Genomic DNA, 24,582 nt, shown 5'->3' with positions numbered 1-24,582 from the left:
AATATCGAGAACAGTAAAATTAATAGTAACTTTGTACACCTTCCGGGCGCCAGTGGCCAGATATCCTCCTCAATCATTGCGATTGTCGCAAGCAGGTTTGCTCTGATTCTAGGCGGATATTGGTGTCAGATGCTCCCTGGAATGTCGGTATTCCGACTATTACAGGATAAAGGGTATTACAGGATCAAGGTTTTTGCCGCAGCTCCAGGCTCTTCTCTGGCCAGTTTGGGGACTAAGAACCCGGGCAATCGAGTCTGTAGGGTTTGGTAAAGCGCTCTTGCATCGGTGTCATCTACGGCGAAGTGAGCAGCACCCTGAACCCGGTCCAGCAGGTGCAGATAGTAGGGTTGAACGCCACAGTCAAACAGCCGTTCACTGAGTCTTGCCAGTGTTTCAGCGCAATCGTTGACGCCTTTGAGGAGAACCGACTGATTGAGGACCCAAACGCCGGCGTCTCTGAGGCGTTCAATGGTCTGGCGCAGCTGCTCATCGATTTCGTTGGGATGGTTGATGTGCAGGACCATCACCGAGGGCAAAGCGGTGAGCCAGTTCAGGCTGTCGTCAGTTATTCGCTGTGGAATCACCACCGGCAGGCGGGAATGCACCCGCAACCGTTTGATGTGGGGGATATTGGTCAGTTCATTGACCAATTCGGCCAGCTGGCGGTCTCCACACATCAGAGGGTCTCCGCCGCTGAAAATCACTTCGCGGATACTCTTGTCCCTGCGAATGGTATCCAGCACCGTTTGCCATTGGTGTCTGCCGGGGTTGTTGTCTGCGTAGGGGAAATGGCGACGGAAACAATAGCGGCAGTTAACGGCGCAGCTCGGGGCGATAACCAATAGCACCCGGCCATGGTACTTATGGATCAGACCGCTTTGGGGATTACTGTCTTGTTCCGCCAGGGGGTCAGCGCTATAGCCCGGGGTGAGCACATGTTCTTCGGTAACCGGCAGGACCTGCTTTAGCAACGGATCATTGATATTGCCCTTTTCCATCCGTGCCGCGAATGGTCGGGGCACCCGCAGGTCAAACAATTCCGCGGCCGCCTGTGCCCCAGGCAGCCAGCGCTTGGGTAACTCCAGCAGGTGAAGCAATTCGGCAGGGTCGCGAATCATATCGGCAAGCTCTTGTTGCCAGCTGGCGGGCGTATGCACAGCGATGGGTTGCAGGTTCGCGGTCATAGGGGTGGGCTATCCAAAGCGGGGTAAAAAGAGTTTATTGTATCAGTCTCCACAGGCATGGAGTTATCTTCGTGCAATGGCTGCTGTATAATGCCGCGCTTTACGATTACGGTTAAACAAGCGAGAGATACAATGGGTAGCTACTCCACCAATGAATTTCGCAGCGGCATGAAGGTCATGCTCGACGGCGAACCCTGTGCCATTCTGGACAACGAATTTGTAAAGCCAGGCAAGGGCCAGGCCTTCAACCGCGTCAAGCTGCGCAACCTCACCACGGGTCGTGTGTGGGAGCGCACCTTCAAGTCCGGTGAGTCTCTGGAGGCAGCGGATGTCATGGATCATGACATGGAGTACCTCTACACCGACGGTGAATTCTGGCACTTTATGGAGCCCAACACTTTTGAGCAGCACCAGGCAGACGCCAAAGCGGTAGGAGATTCTGCCAAGTGGCTGAAGGAACAGGACACCGTTGTTGTGACTTTGTATAACGGTTCTCCACTGGCGGTGACCCCTCCCAACCACGTGGAGCTGGAGATCGTTCAGACCGATCCGGGTCTCAAAGGTGATACCGCCCAGGGCGGTACCAAGCCGGCGACTCTCTCTACCGGCGCCGTGGTCAAGGTTCCCCTGTTTCTGTCCGAGGGTGAAGTGGTTCGTGTGGACACTCGTACTGGCGAATACCTCGGTCGCGCCAAAGACTGAATTCTGTCGGGGCTGAGCGGCATCCGACCGCCTCGGCCCTGCGGCCACGGCACACAATCGCCACGGCAGTCATTCAAAGTCCTTATCAATACCCCTTTTTACAAAGCTCTCTACCATGATGACTACGCCTGACTGGCAGCCGTCCGCGGATATGCCTCTACTGCGCGCACGTGCGCAGCTATATGCCCAGCTACGCACTTTTTTTGCCGAGCGACGGGTTCTGGAAGTTGAAGTGCCCCTGTTGGCGCGGGCTGCCGCCACCGATCCACATATTGACAGTATCTCTGCCAGTGTTTGCGGTGAGTTGTTGTACCTGCAATCTTCGCCGGAATTTTTCCTCAAGCGGCTACTTGCTGCCGGTAGTGGCGATATATACAGTCTCGGCAAAGCCTTTCGTAATGGGGAGGCGGGGCGACGTCACAACCCCGAATTCACGATGCTGGAGTGGTATCGGCTTGGGTGGGACGATCAACAGCTGATGGATGAGGTGGAAGCGCTTATCGTGCGGTTTTGTGCGCCCTCCGGTATCAGCCGCTGCAGCTATCGGGATCTGTTCGAACGACACCTGGGCATCGATCCTCATAAAGCTGACGCTGAGCAGCTGAGTATGTTAGCCAGGCAACACATCGATGCAGATTGGCAAGATAATGACCGGGATGTATGGCTTGATCTTCTTATGACCCACGTCATCGAACCGGCCATGGGCGAGGGATTGGTTTTCGTCTATGACTTTCCGGAAACCCAGGCCGCTCTGGCTCGGGTGCAGCCCGACGAGCAGGGACAGTCTGTGGCAAAACGGTTTGAGGCCTATGTTCGAGGTGTGGAGTTGGCCAATGGCTACTTTGAGCTCACAGACGCAGAGGAACAGGCGAGCCGCTTCTGCCGCGACATCGAGCAGCGCAAGCGTCTGGGGTTACCGCTTTATCGCAGCGATGAAAAACTGGTGCAGGCCCTCAATTCCGGCCTGCCAGACTGCGCCGGGGTTGCGTTGGGCGTGGATCGATTGCTAATGCTCAGCAGCGACTGCGACGATATTCGTCGCTCGCTGGCGTTTGCTTTCGAGCGGATTTAAGCTCGCTCGGAGAGCTCCGATCAACTGAGCCCCTGATCCATTTCCAGCGCCGGCTGGCCACTGCTGGTATGTCCCAACACCTTGGCCGGAACTCCAGCCACCACGGCATGGGCTGAAACGGGCTTCAGGACCACGCTGCCCGCGCACACCTTGGCCCCCTCGCCGACTTCGATATTGCCGAGGATCTTGGAGCCGGGGCCGATCATAACTCCGGCCCGAATCTTGGGGTGGCGGTCTCCGGATTCCTTGCCCGTGCCGCCCAGTGTAATCGATTGCATCAGAGAAACATTGTCTTCGACCACGGCGGTCTCACCAATCACAATGCCGGTGGCATGGTCAAACATAATCCCCTGACCAATTCGCGCGGCCGGGTGAATATCCACCCCGAATTCCACCGAGATACGATTTTGCAGAAACAGCGCCAGTTCCCGGCGCTGGTGATTCCATAGCCAGTGGGCGACGCGATAGGCCTGCAAGGCGTGAAAGCCCTTGAAGAACAGCAACGGTGTAGAGAGGTTGTCACAGGCAGAATCCCGATCCTTGATGGCCAGCAGGTCCGCGCGCATAGCCGCACCAAGGTCGCAGTCACTGTCGAAGGCCTGCTGTACCACTTCACGGATCTGCATGGCCGAGGCCGCAGGGCTGTCGAGTTTATTGGCCAGATGGAAGCTGAGCGCATCCTCCAGGCGGCTGTGATTCAGCACGGTGGCATGAAAAAAACTGGCCAGAATCGGTTCTTCCGCTGCCTGCTGCCGGGATTCCTCGCGAATGGTCTGCCAGATGGTATCGCTGTCTGGTGCGTAGGACATGAGGCTTTGGCTCCTATCTACATAAACGGCATTTGTAAGGGGGGTTCCTGCAGCGCAGCCAGCTGTTCCCGCAGTGTCAAAATATGATCTGACCAATAGCGCTGGGTATTAAACCACGGGAAATTGTGAGGAAACGCAGGATCCTCCCAGCGCCTGGCCAGCCAGGCGCTGTAGTTCATTATGCGCAGTGTGCGCAAACTTTCCACCAGATTCAGCTCTGCGCCGTTGAAGGGGCAAAACTGACGGTAACCCTTCAGGATCTTGTCCAGCTGCCCCTGTTGCTGATCTCTTTCGCCAGACAACAGCATCCACAGATCCTGTACCGCCGGTCCAGTACGGGTATCGTCAAAGTCTACAAAATTGGGGGCATCATTCCGCCACAGGATATTGCCCGGGTGACAATCGCCGTGCAGACGCAGGCCCTCATACCGCGTTTCGGCGAAACGCTGCTGCAGAATTGCGATTAAATCATCACACAGAGTCCGATAAGGGGTCTCCAGCTCTACAGGAATGAAGTGCTCATCCAGCAGGAAGCGCATACTATCGATGCCATAGCTTTGCACATCAATGGCAGGTCGATGCGTAAACGGGCGTTCGTAGCCCATGTTATGCATACGCCCCAGGAAACGTCCCATTACTTCCAGATTGTGGAGGTTGTCCAGCTCTGGCGCGTGCCCGCCACGCCGCTCAAACAGCGCAAACATAAAGTCCTTGTGGAAACGGATGGTGTTGCCGTCGCTGTCTTCCATCGGCGGAACCACTGGCAGGTCGGCTTCAACCAGTTCCCGGCAAAAGTCGTGCTCCTCCTGGATTTGTTCAAGGCTCCAGCGCTTGGGACGGTAAAATTTGACGATCAGGGGTTGGGCATCCTCTATGCCCACTTGATAGACACGGTTCTCATAGCTGTTCAGGGCCAGAGTACGTCCATCACAGAAGTAGCCTTCGGCCTCGACCGCATCGAGGATGCAGTCGGGGGTTAAATCATCGTAAGGGTGAGTCTCATGCATCAGCGTTTACGTACCACCAGACTGCCGATGGAGTAACCGGCACCAAAGGAACAGATGACGCCCAGATCGCCGCTCACCAAGTCCTCGTGATGGAGGTTGAAGGCAATCAGTGAACCTGCTGATGCGGTATTGGCATAGCGGTCGAGCACAATCGGCGCTTCTTCCGCGGTGGCTTCGCGGCCCAGCAGGCGTTTGCCGATCAACACATTCATGTTGATATTAGCCTGGTGTAACCACCAGCGACGTACATCCGTAACGGCAATACCCAGGGCATCCAGCTGGCTGGAAATATGTTCCGCCGCCATGGGGCACACCTCTTTAAACACCTTGCGTCCATTCTGGATAAAGAACTTATCGAGTCCGTAGGGCTCGCTGTCATCGGCGTAAGAAGAGTAACCATAGTTGGAGCGAATGTTATTGGAAAAGGATGTCACCGCCTTGGTGCTGAGGACATCGTAACAGTGCTCAGAGTTTGCCGTCGCCTCCGTTTCCACGACTGTGGCGGTGGCAACATCGCCAAAAATAAAGTGGCTGTCCCGGTCGCGCCAATTGTTCTGTGGCGAGGTCAACTCGGGGTTGATGGCCAATACGCAGCGTGCGGTGCCTGCCTTGACCATCTCATAGGCCCTCTGCAGGGCAAAAGTTGCCGCTGAACAGGCCACCAGCATATCAAAGCCAAATCCCTGGATTCCCAGTTGGTTCTGCACCTCAATGGCGATGGCCGGGTAGGAGCGCTGGGTATAGGCGCAGGAAACGATAACCGCATCAATATCTTCCGGTTTCTTGTTGGCGGCAGCCAGGGCCTTGCGCGCCGCCAGCAGGGCTACCTCAGCTTGATGTGACAACTCTTCATTGCCCCGCTCTTCCCACTTGGGGCGCATGCGGTCTATATCCAGAATACCGTCTTTCCGATAGACAAATCGGCTGTTGATGCCAGAGGCTTTGTTGATAAATTCGACACTTGATAAGGGCTTGGCGCTGAGATCACCAGCCTCAATAGCGCTGGCATTGTCGGCATTATACTTCTCGGCGTAGCCGTTATAGGCCGTTACCAGTTCTTCGTTGCTGATACTGTGCTCGGGAGTCCACAGACCAACACCACTGATTACTACATTTGTTTCTGTCATGTTCCATCCAGACTGTCGGGCAGGCCTCGACGTCGCTTGAATAATTGCATCAGAGTCGCTTTTTCGGGAAATATCACCTTGAAGGAGTAGTTGAACGTCGCCGAAAGAGGGTGATTTCGTGCACGATTGTGCCGCAAATACGGCGATAGGTCTAATGGCAAACTCCTCCCGGCCGTGACCGGTCAGCCACTTTTCTCTGTGCGCGCTAGGCACCATATCTGGACGGAACGGCAGCCGCCTGACAGCAGCACACTGGAGGCGCTGCGTGCGGTCGCGGTGGTGGTGACGACGTCGTCGATAAGGGCGACATCTGCCCCTGCCAGCAGTGCCACCTTGCCCTGTCTGAGCCGAAATGCAGAGCGCAAAGCAACGAGCCTTTGCTCTCGGTTGAGCTCCTTCTGGCTGTATCTGCCATGACTGCGTCGAAGGCAATCCAGGACCGGTATCTGCAGGCGCTGATGCAGGTGACGGCTGATCCATTGTGATTGATTGAAGCCCCGCTGCAGTAGCTTGCGCCAGTGCAAGGGGACGGGAATCAACCACTGGGGTAGTGTCTCAGCGGTTTGCTCAATGCGGTGCGCCAATTGTTCGCCCAGCAGTTGCCCGTCCCGCAGGTCTCCCCGATATTTGAATTGCCGGAGCCATTGACTAATGGGGGCATGGTAGTGGTGGGCACAAATACAGCGCTTAAAGGGAGGTGGGGCGGCCAGACATTCTGCGCACAAAGGTTGCGCCGACTCGGATTCGGTGCCGGGCAATGGCAAGGCACAGCGATAACAGCGCCGAAGCCGTTGCTCAGACGCCTCCAGCTCTTGGCGGCAGCTTGAACACAGGCAGTGATCTTCAGCGGGGCCGAGGCAATTTCGGCAGTTCTGCGCGGGCAACAAGCCCTTAAAAAGACGGTTTGCTTTCAGTGGCAAATCCATTGCCTTTAATATCCTTGATTGAGTCCTACCTGTTAACCTTGGGGTGGCGCGCAGGTTGACAAGTCGGCGGAAGCGGTTATTATTTGATCTTTCGATTCACAATTCCGCTGGCATTGTTTGAGATCTACATTGCTTGAGATCTAAAAAGACCAAAGTCAGCGGGGGATTGGCCTCACCAGTGGGGCAGACCAAACATTAACAGGGTATTAAAGATTATGGGCGCCACTACAGACACCATCCGCCACGACTGGACCCGCGCAGAAATCGCGGCGTTGTTTGACCTGCCTTTCAACGATCTGATGTTTCAGGCTCAAGTGGTGCATCGCCAGTACTTCAATCCCAATGAAGTCCAGATCAGCACCCTATGTTCCATCAAGACCGGTGCCTGCCCCGAAGACTGCAAATACTGCCCCCAGAGCGCCCGCTACGATACCGGTCTGGAAAAAGAGAAATTGATGAAGGTGGAAAAGGTACTGGAAGAAGCCCGTGCCGCCAAAGCCAGTGGTGCCACCCGCTTTTGCATGGGCGCAGCCTGGCGTTCACCCAAGAAGAAAGACATGCCCTATGTGACCAAAATGGTACAGCAGGTCAAAGCGCTGGGCATGGAAACCTGCATGACCCTGGGTATGGTAAGCGAAGACCAGGCACAGGAACTGGCCGATGCCGGTCTGGATTATTACAACCACAACCTTGACACCTCCCCTGAATTCTACGGTGACATCATTACCACCCGCACTTACCAGGATCGTCTCAATACCCTCGGCAATGTCCGTGCGGCGGGCATGAAAGTGTGTAGCGGTGGCATTGTGGGCATGGGTGAAGGGCAGGAAGATCGCGTAGGCCTGTTACATCAGCTGGCGACCATGCCCCAGCACCCGGAATCCGTACCGGTCAATATGCTGGTGCGGGTTGAAGGTACCCCACTGGCCGATCAGGCTGATCTGGATCCGTTCGACTTTATCCGCACCATTGCGGTGGCCCGTATTGTGATGCCGAAATCTCACGTGCGCTTGTCTGCCGGCCGTGAAGAGATGAATGAGCAAATGCAGTCCATGGCCTTTATGGCCGGCGCCAATTCGATTTTCTACGGCGAAAAACTGTTGACCACGCCGAACCCCGAAGCCAACAAAGACATGCAGCTGCTCAAGCGGCTGGGCATTAACACCGAAAAGTACGAGGTCACTGAGGACGAGTCTGAACAGGAAGCTGCGGTACGTGACTCTCTGCAGGCGGCGCAGAACGACAAATTCTTCTACGACGCAGCGACCAAGTAAGTCCGCTTGATTCGCCATGCCGGATTCTCTCTTAGACAAGGCGTTGGCTCCTGGCCTGCAGGCTCGCCAGCAGCAGCACCTGTACCGACGCCGCCGTACTCTGGCGTCCGCCCAGGGCAGTCAGGTACAGGTCGATGGCCGACAACTGACAGGCTTTTGCAGCAACGACTACCTGGGTCTGGCCAATCACCCTCGCATAGTGGAGGCCATGCGATCGGCTGCCGAACACTACGGTGTCGGCAGCGGAGCCTCTCATCTGGTTTGCGGCCACACTAGCGAACACCACGCTCTGGAAGAAGAACTGGCTGAATTTACCGGTCGCGACAGAGCACTGCTGTTTTCCACCGGTTATATGGCCAATGTTGGCACCATCAACGCTTTGGTGGGAAAAGGTGACGCGGTTTTTGAGGACAAGCTGAACCACGCCTCATTGCTCGACGGAGGCCTGCTATCCGGTGCGCGTTTTCAGCGCTTCCTGCACAACCGGGTCGCGGATCTGGAAAAAAAGCTGCAGCGCAGTGAAGCCGAGCGCAAGCTGATAGTGGTAGATGGCGTGTTCAGCATGGATGGGGATTTGGCACCTATGCCGGAACTGGCCGAGCTGGCCGAGCGACACGGCGCCTGGCTGATGATGGACGATGCTCATGGCTTTGGTTGTCTGGGTGACACCGGTGCGGGCACGGCAGAGCATTTTGGCCTGGACCAAAACAAGCTGCCTGTCTTGATGGGGACGCTGGGCAAAGGCGCGGGCACATACGGCGCTTTTGTAGCCGGCAGCGAAGTTTTGATCGAAACCCTGATTCAACAGGCTCGTCCCTATATCTACACCACTGCCATGCCGGCCGCTGTAGCGGCAGCAACCCGAGCCAGTCTCAAAGTCATTCAGGAAGAAGGCTGGCGACGACAACAACTCAAGGGATTAATCAGACACTTTCGTCAGGGAGCCGGCGAGCTTGGGCTGACACTGATGGACTCCGATACAGCCATTCAGCCCATCGTATTTGGCGACGCTCGAACCACCCTGGAAGTGGCCGAGGGCCTGGAACAAAAAGGCTACTGGGTGGGAGCCATTCGCCCGCCTACGGTTCCGCAGGGCAGTGCCCGGCTTCGCGTGACCTTGTCGGCCGCCCATACGCAAGAGCAGGTCGATGGTTTGTTGCAGGCGCTGGACGACGTTGTCACCGCCCTGCCAAAAACACCGCTGTGAACGAGCAAAACGAGAGAGGTAATCTCATGAGCGCATTGCCCCTGATATCGACGCCCCCGGTTGAGCCTATTGCTGTGCGACACCTGCCCGCACGCCAAGCCTGTCGTTACCCCGAGCCTCTCGTACTGCTACACGGTTGGGGCAGTGACAGCCGCAGTTGGGAAGCACTGCTGCCCCGGTTGCATGAAAACTGCGATTTGCTCTTGGTGGATCTTCCCGGCTTTGGGGATTCGAGTGTATTCGAATCTGTCGACGCCTTTATCGAACAATTGCTGGTGCAACTGCCGCAGCGTTTTATGTTGCTTGGCTGGTCGTTGGGAGGAATGCTTGCCACGCGCCTGGCTGCCTTACAGCCACAGAGGGTCAGTGCGCTGATAACCCTGGCCGCCAACTTGAGTTTTGTGCAGCGGGACAATTGGACGGCTGCCATGGCTGCCGATACCTTCTCTGAGTTCTGTGGCAGTTTTTCTTCCGCACCGGAAATGACGCTCAAGCGCTTTTCCGGTCTGATGAGCCAAGGCGACAAAAATGCGCGGCCACTGCTCAAGTCGCTGCGAGAGGCAACACAAAGCTCCTGGCAACACAGCTCTAACCAGTGGCAACTTCCTCTGCAGTGGTTAGGAGAACTGGATAACATTAAGAGTTTCTCTACCTTGGCAATGGCCGGCCTGCACTTATTGGGACGTGAAGATGCTCTGGTTCCCTGCGGCGCAGCTGAGGGCATGCAATCTCTTAACCTGCGTCAACAGGTGTCGGTGCTTGCTGGGTCAGGGCACGCACCACACTGTTCTGATGCCGAACAAGTTTGGCAGCGCATCGAAGACTTTTTGCAATCCGTTCATTACGCCGTCGATAAACAAAAAGTCGCGGACTCGTTTGGCAAGGCCGCACACAACTACGACAGTGTCGCCGCCGTTCAGCGCCAAATCGGCCATCGTATGATGGAGCAGGTTCAGAGTTGCGATGGTCTGGCCCTGGATCTCGGTTGTGGCACTGGCTATTTCACTCCTCTGTTGGGTGAAAAGTTTTCGTGTGTGGCGGGATTGGATCTTGCGCAGGGCATGTTGTCTTACGCGAGGGAGACGCGCTCCGGAGACTACTTGTGGCTGTGCGGTGATGCGGAAAATCTTCCCCTGGCCGATCATTCGGTATCCGCCGTTTTTTCGTCGCTGGCGATTCAGTGGTGCGCTGATCTGCCCGCCTTGTTCAGCGAACTCAAACGCGTGATCAGACCGGGCGGAAAGCTCTATCTGGCGACTTTGGGTCCCGATACGCTAAAAGAGTTACGTCAGGCATGGAGCAATGTGGACAACTATACCCACGTCAATACTTTTGCCAGTAAAGAGAAGTTGCGTGAGGCGATATCGGCCAGCGGACTCACTTTGGATCGTTTTCATGGCGAAGATATCGTGCTGCAATACGATGAGGTTCGACAGCTCACTTATGAGCTCAAAACTCTCGGCGCTCACAATATGAACCATGGGCAAAGCGCCGGTCTGACCGGTCGCCAGCGTGTGATCAAATTCAAGCAGGCCTATGAACAGTTTCGCAACGAGCGACAAAAACTGCCGGCCACTTACCAGGCTTATTACCTCGAACTCAGCTGTTGATAAATCCTACTATGGCCAAGAAAAAATTTTTTATCGCTGGCACCGACACCGATGCCGGAAAAACCCGGGTCGCCTGTGGCCTTTTGGAAAAAGCACGTCAGTCCGGATTACAGACCGCAGCCATCAAACCTGTAGCGGCTGGCTGTGAAAAAACGGATGCCGGGCTTCGCAACGACGATGCTCTGGCGCTGCAGGATGCTATGACACTTCAGCTTCCCTACGCCCAGGTCAATCCAGTGGCATTGGAAGAAGCCATAGCGCCGCATATTGCCGCCATGCATGAAAACAAATCGCTGTCGGTCAATCGTCTTGCAGGATTCTGCAACGGTATACTGATGCAGTCTTGCGATTGGGTGGTCATCGAGGGCGCTGGTGGCTGGCGAGTGCCGCTAAACCCCCGCGAGACCCTGGCCAACCTCGCCGTGGAACTCAATCTGCCGGTAATTCTGGTGGTGGGTATGAAACTCGGTTGTATTAATCATGCCCTGTTAAGCGTTGAGGCCATCGAGCGTGATGGACTTAAAGTCGCTGGTTGGGTGGCGAATCGGATCGACCCGGCCATGAGTTGTTACGAAGAAAACATCATGACCCTGCGGACACTGATTGGTGCTCCTTGCCTGGGGGAAGTTCCATTTCTTGAAGTGCCCTCCAAGGAAAATATTGCAAAGTATCTCGATCTGGAAAGTCTTTAATCCTCTTTGGTTTGTTCCAGCTGCAGCTGACGCCAATGTAATGGAGCCATGCCCTCGCAACGGCTGAAGAATCGACTGAAAGAACTCTGGTCGTTATAACTGAGTAACTCGGCTATTTCGATCAGGGAGAGGCTGGAGTGCTGCAGGTAATGTTTGGCACGATGCAGACGTACCTGATCCAGCAGTTGCTTAAAATTGAGATCCCACTTTTCCAGTCGTCGTTGCAGCGTGCGTTTATTGCACGCAAGATACGTTGAAACCCGATCGATGGAGGGATCACCAATATCCAATGTACGTCCAATCAGGGTTCTCAAGCGCTGTGCGAAGTCATGTCGTGATTCCGTCAGGCTATCGCTGATTTCCTGTTCGAGCCGTTGGTGCAGTTGCGTATTTGCGCGCGGCAGCGGGCGCGTCAAGTCGGCTGTATTAAACTCCAGACCGTTCCAGCTGGAGTTAAAGAATATGGGTAAACGTATCGCTTTACGCAGCCTGCTGCTGTGTGCGGGCTCTTTGAACATCAGGTGTATGGCAACAGGCTTGATACTGTCTTCACTCAGTACCCGAAGGATATTAATACCCAATCCAATGGCGTGAAGATACACCTGGTAAACCGATTCTTTTCCCGGATACAGAATCGCATTCTGCAAACAGGACTTTCCGGCATCATGCCTTAACTCCACCACCCCGGTCTTGGTATGAATCTTCAGGTAGCGTGCGAAACTGCTGATCGCCTCCGCGCCGGTGGCGGATGTGGCGGTGATCATACTGAGGATACCGTATTGATGGCGTGGGTCTTTTTTCAACGCGACCAAATAGCCGAACTGCGGACAGTCTAAAGTGGCCGCTGCGGCATTCCACAACCGGATCACTATTTCATAGTCGATAAATTCCTTTCGTTGCAATTCAGCAGCGCAGGGTAATTCAAGCTGGTCGTACAAAACACGGGGGTCGCCGCCCAGTTCGACAACTGTTTCCTCAAAGCCATTCAATGCCTGGCTGCGAATCACGAAATCACTCACCGCGCCACCCTTCCCTCTAAACCGGTCTATGGATGATATGTCGTCAAATGCTAAGAAGCAAAGGAGTCAGGAGGTTAATTTGTAATCAACTCAATCACGCAGCTAGGAGGAGAGAATATGTTGAAGTTCAAACGCTGGTCACGGCATCTGTTGGTGATTGCGGTCGGCGCGGCCGTACATACCGGGGTTCACGCAGAACGCAATTCACTGCAGCGCTACACCTCAGAAAACGAAGTGGTAGACCTGAGTCCGGACAAATCCCTGCGTGCCAGTACCGACCCACGGCGCGATGAGCGGGCCAAAGAAGAACTGGGCTACAGCCTGGGTATGCAAGCCTATACCTACGGATTGCCCTCTCTGCGCTTTGAGGAGTTTCGCTATGGTCTCAATCGCATGGCCGATGCCTACGCCAAACGTGGCATGAATTCCTTTAGCGAGTCTTCCCTGGATGGCGCCCAGTTTAATGAAATTGTGCATGTCCGCATGTTGTCCACCCCGAGTCTGAAGCTGGGCATTACGCCCAACAACGACACCATGTACAGCTCCTGCTTTTATCAGCTGAAAGACGAGCCTCTGGTGCTGACGGTACCGGACATCCAGGACCGCTATTATTCCGTGCAGGTGGTGGACGGAAACCTCAGCAACGCCGCCTATATCGGTACTCGCGCCACCCACGCCCGCCCGGGTAAGTACGCCCTGGTAGGACCCGATTGGCAGGGAGAATTGCCGAAGGGCATGACCCGTATTGATGTGCCCACCAATGAAGGTTTTTTTGCGCTGCGTATTTTGGTCGATGGCGCTGAAGATACCGGGACGGTGATGGCCCTTCAGGACCAATTCTACGTCAAACCCCTGTCTGCCGAAGAGGGGCAGAAGGTGGTAACCACCAGAGAGGAGTTTCCCCAACCTGTGACCAGCGGCGAATTGCCAGACTTTGCTCGCATCGTCGACTTCGCCCACAGAAATCCACCCCAGGATGCAGCCGGCAAAGCCATTTGGGACAGTTTCAAGCACATTGGATTGTCACTTGAACAGGAATTTGACCCGGCCAGTCTGGATCCTGCCATCAAACGTGGCATGAAGCGTGCCATCGCGGCCACCAAGGACCTGATTGCCTGGAAGGTCAAATACCGTGGCCACAAATCACAGTCGATGTGGAATGTGGACCTGGTGGGCGGACGCTATGGGCAGGATTATCTGGCCCGGGCAGAAGGTGCTATTCAGGGGCTGGTGGTACACAGCGCCGCTGAAGGCATGTATTTTCACACTTATCATGACGGCGCCGGCGAAACCCTTAACGGAAGCAACAATTACACCTTGACGTTTAGTGCCGATCATCTGCCCCCCGTTAATGCATTTTGGTCACTGACGGGCTATACCGATGACTATAATCTGGTGGAGAACGATTTTCGCCGTTATAGCATTGGCGACCGCACGCAAGGTTTGACTTACAACGCCGACGGTTCACTGACGCTCTATATCCAATCTGCCGAACCGAAACAGGGAACCAGCAATTGGCTGCCGATACCTGAGGGTGAAATGTTCCGCCTCAATTTGCGGATGTATATGCCTAAACCGGGTGTGCTGGATGAAGCATCCATTGAGCATTATGTGCCTCCAGTGATCAGAACCGAAGGTGCGCTGGCCTCAACCCCTTAGTGAATTGACAACCATTAATCAGTGTTCAGACAAGTGTCGTTTAAAGCTAAGTATCCAGGGATGGATTTGAATAAGCTGATCATTCACAAACGATAAAAACACTACGGGTGTTTGAAGTACTGGCAAGCATCCGGAAAATCCGAGAGGAAGAGTTATGATTTTTCATACAAAAAAAGCACCTATTGCAGCCGCAGTTGCATTGACCACCGGTATCTTCGCGACACCGACGCTGGCTCAGGAATATGCACTGGAAGAAATAGTTATTACTGCACAAAAGCGCGTGGAAAGTTTACAGGACGTTCCGATTTCGGTGAGTGCGGTTGGTGGCGAAAAACTGGCGGAAGCGGGTATTGAAAATCTGCAGGATTTATCCGCCTATGTGCCCAATTTGAAGATTGTTGAAGGCGGGCTGGTGCCACAAATGTTTATCCGGGGCATCGGCTCCAGCGCCAACCAGGGATTCGAGCAATCCGTAGGTACCTATTCCGATGGTGTTTATATGGGGCGCAGTCTACAGTCGCGTTCCTCATTTATGGACCTTGAACGGGTCGAAGTGCTGCGTGGTCCGCAGAGTATTCTGTTTGGGCAAAGTTCCATTGCCGGTGCGATCAGCCTTGTCAGCGCAAAGCCGACGCACGAGTTTGAGGCGCTGTTGAGCGCAAGTTATGCGCCGGAACATAATGAACATGAAATCAATGGCGTCATCTCCGGACCGCTGACGGACACCCTTTCCGCTCGACTCGCTCTGCGTAACCGACAGGAAGACGGCTACGTGGAAAACAAATTGCTCGACGAAGATATGCCCGCAGTTGAAGAGCAGGCCGCCAGGGTGACATTGGCATGGGAACCGACAGACAATCTATCCGCTACGCTCAAGCTGGAAGCGTCAGAAATCGATCGACGTGGTCGCCAAACGCAGACCATTGACCTTGGAATCTATCCACTGATTGTCCCCGGACTGCAGGATGATGCTGAACTCGATTACGACACCTACCTTAACGAAGATATCCGCATGTCCTTCGAAAGCGACAACCTGGTGTTAAAGCTGGACTACGCTTTGGGCGAACACACTTTGACATCTGTCACCGGCTATTCGCAATTCGACTATCGCGAAGATAACTACGATGGCGATAATTCGGAAGTGCCGTTGATTTCGATGGATCTGTCAGAGGAGTTTGAACAGTTTAGCCAGGAAATTCGATTAACCTCACCCGGTGGTGAAACGGTTGACTATATCCTGGGGGCATTCTTTCAGTCTTCGGAGCAGCGTTACAACGAAGATGCCAGTCTGCAGGTATCCAGCCTGGGTATGCAACCGGCGCCGGGTTTTCCTGCATTCGATTCGCTGGTGAAGCGACCCTTTTCACAGGACTCTGACACGCTGGCATTATTTGGGCAATTCACCTGGAACATGACGGAGGCATTGCGCCTGACGTTGGGATTACGTTACACAAAGGATGAAAAAGATGGCCTGCGTCAACAGCAAACCTACTCCCTGAACGTAGCACCTGGCGTTCTTCAGAGTGACATTATGGTTCCGGGAACGTCATTTACTGTCGCCGATTTACTGGCCCTGAATAACGATGGCAATGCCACGCCACTACCCGATGGTTTTCAGCTGGTCGATCACGAGTTGAAAGCAACGCTGGAGAAAGAAAACTGGACTCCATCACTCAATCTGCAATATGACCTCAACGCCGACACCATGGTTTATGTGACTTACTCGGAGGGTTATAAAGCCGGCGGTTTCGATGCACGTGGCGTTAACGGGTTAAGTGCAGGAGCAGCGGACGCATTTGGCCGCCCCTACAATATTTTTGCTCTGGGTGCCGACAATTTTGTGTTTGACCAGGAGGAAGCCAGCACGCTGGAGTTGGGCGCAAAGATGACGTTACTTGACGGATCAGCCGAACTGAATATGGCGCTCTACCAGACGGATTACACTGATATGCAAACCAGTGTCTTCGATGGCACATTCGGGTTTACCGTGCTCAACGCCGGTGAGGCGACCGTTCGCGGTCTGGAGCTCGATGGTCGTTGGCGACCCACCGAAAACCTGCTCTTGACTGCCGGGCTTGCGTACCTGGACTTTGAATGGACCGACTATGAGGAGGGGCCGTGTCCCGGGCAGGGGCACAACACCGCGAGTCCCAGCAACAGTGGTAACTGCGTCTATAACGGGCTTGAAAATAATCACACTCCGGAGTGGACACTGAATCTGTCGGCCAATCACGTTTACCCGATCAGTAACAACCTGGAATTACGTTCCACACTGGACACCAATTTTAAAGACAATCACTACGTGGCCAACACCTTGGATGCGCGTTCAGAACAGCCAGGAACCACCATGGTGAACGCCAGGCTGGCGCTGGCCTCCAATGACGACCGTTGGCAGGTGGCACTTACAGGTAAAAACCTGACTGATAGAGAGGTTATTAATTACGCAACGAATCTTTCTCAGAGCCGTGGGGGCCTCACGGCCCAAATTGGGCGGCCTCGCACCATTGGTATCGAGGGAATCTATCGCTTTTAATTCCCCTGCCTGATCTGCTCTCTCGAGTCATTTTTTCGAAATGACTACTCCGGCACCTGCCAGCAATGGAGGTGCCTTTTTTTTCAAATGATTTGGGACTTGTCGAAGCGAGTGATTTTTAGTAATTTCCTGCGTTCAGTTTCTGGGGGGAACTGAACCGTTTAATCTTGTGTTTCATCTCTCACTGTTTGAAGAATTGTGCGTTGAGTATTGCTTTCCGTGGCTAACAAAAAAAATAACAACAAAGTCTCCATGGGTATCACCCTGTTTTATTTTTCCCTGGTCAGTGTCGCTGTTCTTGCAACGCTGCAATTTATGCGACCAGATTGGTTTGCAGTCTCTATGTTTGAAAAGGCCAAGGCTACCGCCAAGAATTCTCGTTCTCCAATGGATATCTGGGATGCCGAGCACCTGTGTCTGACCCGTGTTAAAGCCACCGCCCCCAGATTATCCGTGGTGGCGGTGGATAGTCGCTCCAGCCGGGAGACCTCACCGGCCAATTACCAGATCATGGTGGACGTCGATAAGCCGGGGCATTATTCCAGTGGTGTGACCCGCATGGTCTGCAAAGCTGACATGCGCTCCCGAGAGGTGCTGATTCGTCCCCTTGAGGTAGAACGCAAAGGTCCCAAGCCCAACTTCAAGGGTTTTTCCATCAAAAACCTGTTTTGATGCCCGTCCGCTCTTATTTTGGCAATTCTTAATCGTTATTGATCTTAAAGAACTGCTTTATCCGGCCGAGTCGGTCTGATTTCCAATTTTCGATGGGGTAAAATTTCCCTATCAGCGCTCGTGATTTTCGGGGCGTATTTACGCGCCAAAAAGGTGCAAACAGGAATCAGGATGACAGAGGTAGTATGGCCATTAATTCGGTATTGAATGTCGGTGTGCAGGGATTGGTGCAAAGTCAGTCAAATATCAATCGAGCTGCAGGAGACGTGGCCGATGCGGCCAGGACATTTGTCCAGGACAACTCCCAGGCAACCAAGCCGGTGGAGACCGAGCTGGCGACCGGCACGGTTGAGGAGACGCCGTTTACGGGTGAGGCCAACCTGCCCCAGGATCTGGTAGAACCCCTGGTAGAGATCAAGTCAGAACAGTTGGTATTTGAGGCCTCTGCCAAGCTGGTTGAGGTTGGAGACAAAACACTGGGAAGCCTTTTGGACGTTACGGCCTAAAGGCAGATTACAAGGGTATTTACGGGCAAACATCATGATCACACCCTCATTGCCATCCAATCTGGCAAACGTGATCACCCCCTTCAGTCCGGTGGGTAAGTTGCCCGTGGGCGAAGAAAGCCCGGAATCCCGTGACACGCCTTTCAAGCCGGTCGAGGAAAGCTCAGAAACCTCGCGCCAGGACAATCGCGCATCAACCGCGGAGCGTGCCGCTGAAGCGGATCAGCGAATTGACTTTAATGAGCCGCAACAGCAGGAGCGGGATCAGCAACAGCAAGACCTCGAACGCGAGGAGCTCGAAAACCGGGCGCGGCAAGAGGTTGAGCAGCAGCAACAGCGCCAGGATCAGGACGAAATCCAACGCCTGGCCCAGCGCGATCGCGAGGTGCGGGCCCACGAGCAGGCCCACGCAGCGGTGGGAGGCGCGCTGGCCGGTTCTCCCAGTTATACCTATACCCGGGGCCCCGATGGCGTCAGCTACGCCATTGCCGGTGAAGTTCCCATCAGTACCGGCGCCGTTCCGGGCGACCCCCAGGCCACCCTCGAAAATGCCCGTCGTGTGCAGCAGGCCGCTCTGGCTCCGGCCGAACCTTCGCCCCAGGATCGTCAGGTAGCCGCAGAAGCGGCCCGGTTGCAGCAGCAGGCACTGGCAGAGATTGCTGCCCAGGCCCGGCAGGAGCAGCGTGAGGTCACGGAACAGGCAGAAGCTGACAGGCTGGAAAGGCAAGAGGAAGAGGAACGGCTGGCGGCTCAGGCAGAGCAACAAGAGCAGCGCACTGCCGAGCGGGCTGAGATTGAGGACACTACTGCCCAAACCAATATTGACCTCAACCGCCGCCTGATCGAAATCGGCGTCAGCGAACCCATAGCGCCGATTGGTGGCTTGTTCGACCAAATCGCCTGATCCCTGGGGTTCCTGCCCCCTTCGCAATCTCATATCTACTGATCTCGCTGGCAATCTACCGGTTTACTGGCGTCACTTCCCCAAGGTATTAATGCCCGGCGCAATCGAATCCACGGCATTTCAGTACTAGGCTGTTACATAGAGCTGTTTAACTTTCGATCAAAATAAACTTGTGTTTCAAACACTTGTTTGTTTTAATTTGGGCCTTTCAATAACACTGCCCAACTGACACTCCGAGGTGATGGTAATGGCTGAATACAAGGCTCCCCTGCGCGACATGCGCTTTGTTCTAAATGAAGTATTTGAGGCGGGCAAGCTCTGGGCCTCCCTGCCCGGTGTCAGCGAAGTGGTTGATCCCGAAACCGCCGACGCCATCCTCGAGGAAGCTGCCAAGCTGATTGAGCAGGAAATTGCTCCCCTCAATCGCGAGGCCGACGAGCAGGGTTCCACCTGGGACAACGGCAATGTGACCGCGCCCGAGGGCTTTAAGGCGGCCTACCAGGCCTTTTGTGAAGGCGGCTGGAACGGCCTCGGCGGCAACCCCGAGTACGGCGGTATGGGGATGCCCAAGACCCTGACCGCGCAGGTGGAAGAAATGCTGCAGGCCGGCTCCATGGCCTTTGGCCTGGCGCCGATGTTGACCGCAGGTGCCTGCCTGTCGATCAATGCGCATGGATCAGACGAGCTCAAGCAAAAGTACCTGCCTAACATGTACTCCGGTATCTGGTCGGGGGCTATGGATCTGACCGAACCTCACGCCGGGACGGATCTGGGCATTATTCGCACCAAGGCGATTGACAACGGCGACGGCTCCTACGACATCACCGGGACCAAGATCTTTATCACCTGGGGCGAGCATGACATGGCAGAGAACATCATCCATCTGGTGTTGGCAAAGCTGCCGGACGCTCCCGCGGGGCCCAAGGGGATTTCCCTGTTCCTGGTACCCAAGTTTATGGTCAATGAAGATGGCTCCCTGGGTGAAAGCAATAGCCTCGGTTGCGGCTCCATCGAGAAGAAGATGGGCATCAAGGGATCTGCCACCTGTGTCATGAACTTCGATAACGCCAAAGGCTGGCTGGTGGGTGAACTCAATCAGGGGCTCGCCTGCATGTTTACGATGATGAATTATGAGCGCCTGGTGGTGGGAATCCAGGCCCTGGGTGCCGCGGAGGCCTCTTATCAGAACGCAGTGGAATACGCCCGTGAACGTATTCAGAGCCGCAGCCCCGAAGGCCCCAAGAATCCGGACAAGGCGGCTGACCCGATTATTGTGCACCCGGATGTTCGCCGTATGCTGTTGACGATGCGTGCGCAGACCGAAGGTGCACGCGCCTTCTCAACCTACGTGGCCCAGTGGCTGGACATTGCCAAGTTCAGTGAGGACGAAACCACGCGCAAAGAGGCCAACGCCATGGTGGCCCTGCTTACTCCGGTGGCCAAGGCTTTCGTTTCCGATAAAGCGTTGGAAACCACCATTGCGGGCCAGCAAGTGTTTGGTGGTCATGGTTATATTCGCGAATGGGGCCAGGAGCAGCTGGTGCGCGATGTGCGCATTACCCAGATCTATGAAGGCGCCAACGGTATTCAGGCGATGGATCTGATGGGCCGTAAGGTGGTTGCCAATGGTGGCCAGTTCCTGGAAGTGTTTGCCGCCGACGTGCAGAGCTTTATTAACGGTTGTGGCGATGATATGGCGGAATTTATCGCTCCCCTGCAGACCCAATTGCAGTTGCTGAAAGAGGCCACGGCTGCGGTTATCGAACAATCCAAGACCGATGCCAATGCCATAGGCGCGGCCGCCAATGATTATCTGCACCTGTTTGGGTACACTGCCATGGCCTACATGTGGGCGCGTATGGCCAAGGTGGCTGAGGCTAACAAAGATGGCGGCGAGGCGGACTTCTACCAGTCCAAACTCAAACTGGCGCGTTTCTTTTTCCAGCGCGAGCTGCCCAAAGTCCAGTCCTTCGTGAACTCCATCCAGGCGGGCAGTGAAACGCTTATGGCTCTGGATGCAGACCTGTTCTGATTGCCTTCCCATCCGGCTGTCACCCTGTGGCAGCCGGGCATCAATGTGGTACAGTCAGGCATCCCTTGAAACCAGGATGCCCGTCCATGGATGATCCTCAAAAGCGTCTCTATCCCGAAGATCAAGCCCGGCTTGAGAAAGTCTTGCACTCCGGGGTGAATCAGACCGAACGTAAACCCTTTCGAATCTGGCGTCTGCTGGGTTTTATCTGGCTGGTTTTGGGGGGATTGAGTGCTGCCAGCTATTGGATTGCTCTCCAGCACGGTGTGATTTAAAACACCGTTAATCGTTTATCCAGCGCAGCGGTTCGCCGAAATCGTCGGTTACCAGCTTTTTGCGTTCTTCATAACGTCGGCGTTTTGGCTTGTGCGTTTTGACCGGGTGTCGCCGTGCTTCGATGGCTTTGATCTCGGCCAGTACCGGGGTGCGTGACTGGGCATTACGCTCGATCAGTGGTGCGGAGGGCAATGGCGCATTGAGACTGCGACCGCTTTCACCGGGCTCACGGGTATCCACCCGCCCCCCTTTGGCGAGATAGGAATTCACCTGGGCGTCGATTTCGGCGCGAATCTGCGCTTTGGTCTTTACCGGTTTCATACAGCGATCTGGTTAATTCGGCAGCACAACCCTCCTATTATGTATCATCGATTACGAAATGCCCGCTTTTTTTGGGGATTTTATGTTTTCACACGTCAATTATGTTAATGCGCCCTGCGCAGAGACCGATATAATGGCCTCGGTCACAGAATTACAATAACTGGGGGACATCTTTGGATACTCTTAACTCGTTCTTACTCTGGATCGACGGTTTTCTTGGCTCTGCCGCGTACTTTCCGTTTCTGCTACTGGGTGTTGGTGCGTTCTTCACCATCTATCTCGGTTTTCCCCAAGTGCGCTATTTTGGGCACGCCTGGCGGGTAGTGACCGGCAAATACGACCGCGACTCTGACCCCGGTGATACCACTCACTTTCAGGCGCTTTCCACGGCGCTGTCCGGTACCGTGGGCACGGGCAACATCGGTGGTGTCGCTTTTGCCATATTCCTCGGTGGTCCCGCCGCGCTGTTCTGGATGTGGATGACCGCATTTCTGGGCATGACCACCAAGTTCGTGGAAGTAACCCTGTCTCATAAATATCGCGAAAAAACCGCAGACGGCACCATGGCTGGTGGCCCCATGTATTACATGGACAAACGCCTCAACATGAAATGGTTGGGTATCCTGTTTGCCATTGCGACTGTGATTTCTTCTTTCGGTACCGGAAACCTGCCTCAGATCAACAATATCGCGCAGGGGATGGAGGCGACCTTTGGCATCGATCCCATGGTCACCGGCGGTGTACTCGCCTTTCTGTTGGCCCTGGTGATTCTCGGTGGCATTAAACGTATTGCCGCGGTGACCTCACGAATCGTACCGGTGATGTCGGTGCTCTATGTCGTGGGCGCGCTCGGTGTGATCTTCTACAACGCCGACAATATTTTGCCATCGCTCGGTGCCGTGTTCGCCGATGCTTTTACCGGCTCCGCGGCGGCGGGTGGTTTTCTCGGTGCAACCTTTGCGTACGCGTTCAACCGTGGTGTCAACCGGGGTTTGTTTTCCAACGAAGCCGGTCAGGGTTCAGCCCCCATCGCCCACGCTTCGGCAAAAGCTCATGAGCCGGTGTCAGAAGGTATGGTGTCCATCCTGGAGCCCTTCATTGATACCATTCTGATTTGTACGCTCACAGGCTTGGCTATTCTCTCCTCCGGTGTCTGGACCGAAAAGCATGAGAATCAGTTCCAGCGTACGGATACGGTATTTCTGGCGGGACACTATACGGATACCAATGAAGCTGATCGTCAGCAGCTGTTTGCTTATATCAACAAGACCGGTGAACATCAGCTGAAGTTTTACAGCGGTACTGTCCAGGTTGTCGAAGGCGTTTCCACCTCACCGGGCTACACGGTTCTTAGTGCCCGGTCTGTCGCTGAAGACGTTCGTTTCAGCGTTGGTAGTGAGGAACACCTTTATACGGGCCCTATGCTGGTGAAGGATGGTCGTATTGAGGACGATTCCATCATTGTGACCGGCAAATCCCTGATTCACTCTGCGGAGTTGACGACCCTGGCATTCACCAAGGGCTTTATGGGGGAATTTGGGCAGTACATTGTGTCTATCGGACTGTTACTGTTCGCATTTTCCACGGCGATTGCCTGGTCCTACTACGGCGACCGGGCCATGATTTATCTGGTGGGGTACCGGGCCATAATGCCGTATCGGGTGTGTTACGTGTTTGGCTTCTTTTGGGCGTCGTTTTCCGATACTACGCTGATCTGGAATTTGTCCGCGGTCACCATCGTATTGATGACGATTCCCAACCTTCTGGGTATTCTCATGTTGAGGAAAGAAATGAAGCAGACGGTGAATCAGTACTGGGTGGACTTTGAAAAAGAACAGGCCGGTGAAACTGTAGAGAGTTCTGGCAAGTAATTGCGCAATAACCGGTAGCTGTCAAAAGCAACAATCGTAAAAAAGGGGCCTCGCGCCCCTTTTTGGTTCATTAGCCAATGATCCAGGTGAAATAGGTTTTAACGAGCCTCTGGCAGCGTAATGTTCAGCTCCAAAACAGAACAGTTACCGTTTTGGTCCAGCTGCACTTCCACCTGATCCTGATCCACTTCAACATAGCGCCGAATCACTTCCAGCAATTCCTGTTGCATTTTGGGCAGATAGTCAGGCTTGTTGCGCTGTGAGCGCTCATGAGCCACGATAATCTGCAGTCGCTCTTTGGCAATGGCAGCGCTGTTTTTCTTGTTGTTGCGAAAATAGTCAAAAATACTCATGCACTTCTCCTGAACAGGCGTTGCAGCAAGCCTTTTTGTTCAACAGACAGGAAGCGGTGGTCCACTTCCTCACCGAGCAGGCGGGAGACTGCGTCACCGTACGCCTGGCCGGCGTTGCTGTCGGCGTCGTGAATTACCGGCACACCCTGATTTGACGCTTTCAGCACCGATTCCGATTCGGGAATCACACCCAGCAATTTGGTCGCCAGGATTTCCTCCACATCTTCCACGCCCAGCATTTCACCCTTGGCGACCCGGGCTGGATTGTAGCGGGTCAGCAACAGGCGTTCTTCCACCTGGCCACCGTTCTCGGCGCGGCGTGACTTGCTCTGCAGAATGCCGAGAATACGGTCGGAATCGCGCACCGAGGAGACCTCGGGGTTGGCAACCACAATGGCCATGTCGGCAAAGTAGAGAGCCATAAAGGCGCCGTGCTCGATGCCCGCGGGGGAGTCGCAGATGATAAATTCGAAACCCTCCTCGTCCAGCTCTTTGAGGACCCGCTCAACACCTTCCTGAGAAAGGGCATCTTTGTCGCGGGTCTGGGATGCCGGCAGGATGTAAAGGTTTTCACAGCGCTTGTCTTTGATCAGCGCCTGCCTCAGGTTGGCTTCACCGTTGATCACGTTGACGAAGTCATAGACCACCCGGCGTTCGCAATCCATCACGATGTCGAGATTGCGCAGACCGATGTCAAAGTCGATGACCGCTGTCTTGTGTCCGCGCAGGGCCAGGCCGCTGCTGATGGCTGCACTGGTGGTGGTCTTGCCAACACCGCCCTTTCCTGAGGTCACTACAATTATCTTGGCCAAGGTCATATTCCTTT

The 24,582-nt window shown here is 54.7% G+C and carries 23 protein-coding genes; 14 read left to right on the top strand and 9 right to left on the bottom strand.

Translation table 11 applies throughout. The features are described from left to right. Nucleotides 1-176: 176 nt before the first annotated feature. Nucleotides 177-1,184, bottom strand: coding sequence for an EF-P beta-lysylation protein EpmB (epmB, locus tag HBA55_RS06650; protein ID WP_166988666.1), 1,008 nt, complete (start codon nt 1,182-1,184; stop codon nt 177-179). Between the two features lie 132 nt (nt 1,185-1,316). On the opposite strand from epmB, the gene efp reads away from it, so the two are divergent. Beyond that, nucleotides 1,317-1,886: an elongation factor P gene (efp, locus tag HBA55_RS06645; RefSeq protein ID WP_166988664.1), complete on the top strand. Its 570-nt coding sequence runs from the start codon at nt 1,317-1,319 to the stop codon at nt 1,884-1,886. Between the two features lie 115 nt (nt 1,887-2,001). Continuing rightward, nucleotides 2,002-2,958: an EF-P lysine aminoacylase EpmA gene (gene epmA, locus HBA55_RS06640; protein WP_166988662.1), complete on the top strand. Its 957-nt coding sequence runs from the start codon at nt 2,002-2,004 to the stop codon at nt 2,956-2,958. Between the two features lie 20 nt (nt 2,959-2,978). Here the strand turns inward: epmA and cysE are convergent, their stop codons facing one another. From cysE to HBA55_RS06620, 4 genes are all read right to left on the bottom strand, one after another. Then, the gene (gene cysE, locus HBA55_RS06635; protein WP_166988660.1) at nt 2,979-3,767 is read right to left on the bottom strand and encodes a serine O-acetyltransferase; all 789 of its coding nucleotides are present in this window, start codon (nt 3,765-3,767) and stop codon (nt 2,979-2,981) included. Nucleotides 3,768-3,784: 17 nt separating this feature from the next. Further along, nucleotides 3,785-4,774, bottom strand: coding sequence for a serine/threonine protein kinase (locus tag HBA55_RS06630; RefSeq protein ID WP_206019588.1), 990 nt, complete (start codon nt 4,772-4,774; stop codon nt 3,785-3,787). Further along, a complete protein-coding gene (locus HBA55_RS06625) occupies nt 4,774-5,901 on the bottom strand; it encodes a beta-ketoacyl-ACP synthase III (protein WP_166988658.1) in 1,128 nt (375 codons plus the stop codon). The genes HBA55_RS06630 and HBA55_RS06625 overlap by 1 nt, the downstream gene beginning before the upstream one ends. 182 nt (nt 5,902-6,083) lie before the next feature. Beyond that, entirely contained in the window at nt 6,084-6,827 is a 744-nt protein-coding gene (locus HBA55_RS06620; protein ID WP_166988656.1) for a ComF family protein, read from the bottom strand. A 215-nt stretch (nt 6,828-7,042) separates the two neighbouring features. On the opposite strand from HBA55_RS06620, the gene bioB reads away from it, so the two are divergent. Genes bioB through bioD form a run of 4 tightly spaced genes read left to right on the top strand, consistent with a single transcriptional unit; the run spans nt 7,043 to nt 11,610 of the window. After that, nucleotides 7,043-8,101, top strand: coding sequence for a biotin synthase BioB (bioB, locus tag HBA55_RS06615; RefSeq protein WP_166988654.1), 1,059 nt, complete (start codon nt 7,043-7,045; stop codon nt 8,099-8,101). Nucleotides 8,102-8,117: 16 nt separating this feature from the next. Next, nucleotides 8,118-9,308, top strand: coding sequence for an 8-amino-7-oxononanoate synthase (gene bioF / locus HBA55_RS06610; protein WP_166988652.1), 1,191 nt, complete (start codon nt 8,118-8,120; stop codon nt 9,306-9,308). Between the two features lie 26 nt (nt 9,309-9,334). After that, nucleotides 9,335-10,918, top strand: a complete 1,584-nt coding sequence (gene bioC, locus HBA55_RS37200; RefSeq protein ID WP_206019582.1) for a malonyl-ACP O-methyltransferase BioC — start codon at nt 9,335-9,337, stop codon at nt 10,916-10,918. 11 nt (nt 10,919-10,929) lie between these two features. Then, on the top strand, nt 10,930-11,610 hold the full coding sequence (gene bioD, locus HBA55_RS06600) for a dethiobiotin synthase (protein WP_166988650.1): 681 nt from the start codon (nt 10,930-10,932) through the stop codon (nt 11,608-11,610). Here the strand turns inward: bioD and HBA55_RS06595 are convergent. Continuing rightward, nucleotides 11,607-12,629: an AraC family transcriptional regulator ligand-binding domain-containing protein gene (locus HBA55_RS06595; RefSeq protein ID WP_166988648.1), complete on the bottom strand. Its 1,023-nt coding sequence runs from the start codon at nt 12,627-12,629 to the stop codon at nt 11,607-11,609. The genes bioD and HBA55_RS06595 overlap by 4 nt on opposite strands. Nucleotides 12,630-12,746: 117 nt before the next feature. Here HBA55_RS06595 and HBA55_RS06590 point away from each other — a divergent pair, with 117 nt between their 5' ends. From HBA55_RS06590 to HBA55_RS06560, 7 genes are all read left to right on the top strand, one after another. After that, entirely contained in the window at nt 12,747-14,288 is a 1,542-nt protein-coding gene (locus HBA55_RS06590; protein ID WP_166988646.1) for a DUF1254 domain-containing protein, read from the top strand. Nucleotides 14,289-14,442: 154 nt separating this feature from the next. Beyond that, nucleotides 14,443-16,821 carry a TonB-dependent receptor gene (locus HBA55_RS06585; protein ID WP_166988644.1) on the top strand — a complete coding sequence of 793 codons (2,379 nt, stop codon included), beginning with the start codon at nt 14,443-14,445 and terminating at the stop codon, nt 16,819-16,821. A gap of 219 nt (nt 16,822-17,040) precedes the next feature. After that, nucleotides 17,041-17,493 (top strand): hypothetical protein, encoded by a 453-nt coding sequence (locus tag HBA55_RS06580; protein ID WP_166988642.1) that lies wholly within the window; start codon nt 17,041-17,043, stop codon nt 17,491-17,493. Nucleotides 17,494-17,678: 185 nt separating this feature from the next. Next, entirely contained in the window at nt 17,679-17,999 is a 321-nt protein-coding gene (locus HBA55_RS06575) for a hypothetical protein (RefSeq protein ID WP_166988640.1), read from the top strand. 34 nt (nt 18,000-18,033) lie between these two features. Next, nucleotides 18,034-18,903: a putative metalloprotease CJM1_0395 family protein gene (locus tag HBA55_RS06570; protein ID WP_166988639.1), complete on the top strand. Its 870-nt coding sequence runs from the start codon at nt 18,034-18,036 to the stop codon at nt 18,901-18,903. Nucleotides 18,904-19,150: 247 nt separating this feature from the next. Then, nucleotides 19,151-20,935, top strand: a complete 1,785-nt coding sequence (locus HBA55_RS06565; protein WP_166988637.1) for an acyl-CoA dehydrogenase C-terminal domain-containing protein — start codon at nt 19,151-19,153, stop codon at nt 20,933-20,935. Nucleotides 20,936-21,021: 86 nt separating this feature from the next. Then, nucleotides 21,022-21,210, top strand: coding sequence for a DUF3094 family protein (locus tag HBA55_RS06560; RefSeq protein ID WP_166988635.1), 189 nt, complete (start codon nt 21,022-21,024; stop codon nt 21,208-21,210). Between the two features lie 7 nt (nt 21,211-21,217). Here the strand turns inward: HBA55_RS06560 and HBA55_RS06555 are convergent, their stop codons facing one another. Further along, nucleotides 21,218-21,532 (bottom strand): hypothetical protein, encoded by a 315-nt coding sequence (locus HBA55_RS06555; protein WP_166988633.1) that lies wholly within the window; start codon nt 21,530-21,532, stop codon nt 21,218-21,220. Between the two features lie 173 nt (nt 21,533-21,705). Here HBA55_RS06555 and HBA55_RS06550 point away from each other — a divergent pair, with 173 nt between their 5' ends. Continuing rightward, nucleotides 21,706-23,403: an alanine/glycine:cation symporter family protein gene (locus HBA55_RS06550; protein ID WP_166988631.1), complete on the top strand. Its 1,698-nt coding sequence runs from the start codon at nt 21,706-21,708 to the stop codon at nt 23,401-23,403. 98 nt (nt 23,404-23,501) lie between these two features. Here the strand turns inward: HBA55_RS06550 and minE are convergent, their stop codons facing one another. Both minE and minD read right to left on the bottom strand, forming a co-directional pair. Next, nucleotides 23,502-23,756, bottom strand: a complete 255-nt coding sequence (gene minE, locus HBA55_RS06545; protein ID WP_166988629.1) for a cell division topological specificity factor MinE — start codon at nt 23,754-23,756, stop codon at nt 23,502-23,504. Next, nucleotides 23,753-24,574 (bottom strand): septum site-determining protein MinD, encoded by an 822-nt coding sequence (minD, locus tag HBA55_RS06540; RefSeq protein ID WP_476704289.1) that lies wholly within the window; start codon nt 24,572-24,574, stop codon nt 23,753-23,755. The genes minE and minD overlap by 4 nt, the downstream gene beginning before the upstream one ends. Nucleotides 24,575-24,582: the final 8 nt, after the last annotated feature.

Source organism: Pseudomaricurvus alkylphenolicus (assembly GCF_011683955.1).
GTDB classification, from domain to species: domain Bacteria; phylum Pseudomonadota; class Gammaproteobacteria; order Pseudomonadales; family Cellvibrionaceae; genus Pseudomaricurvus; species Pseudomaricurvus alkylphenolicus.
This window is presented reverse-complemented; position numbering and strand designations above follow the sequence as displayed.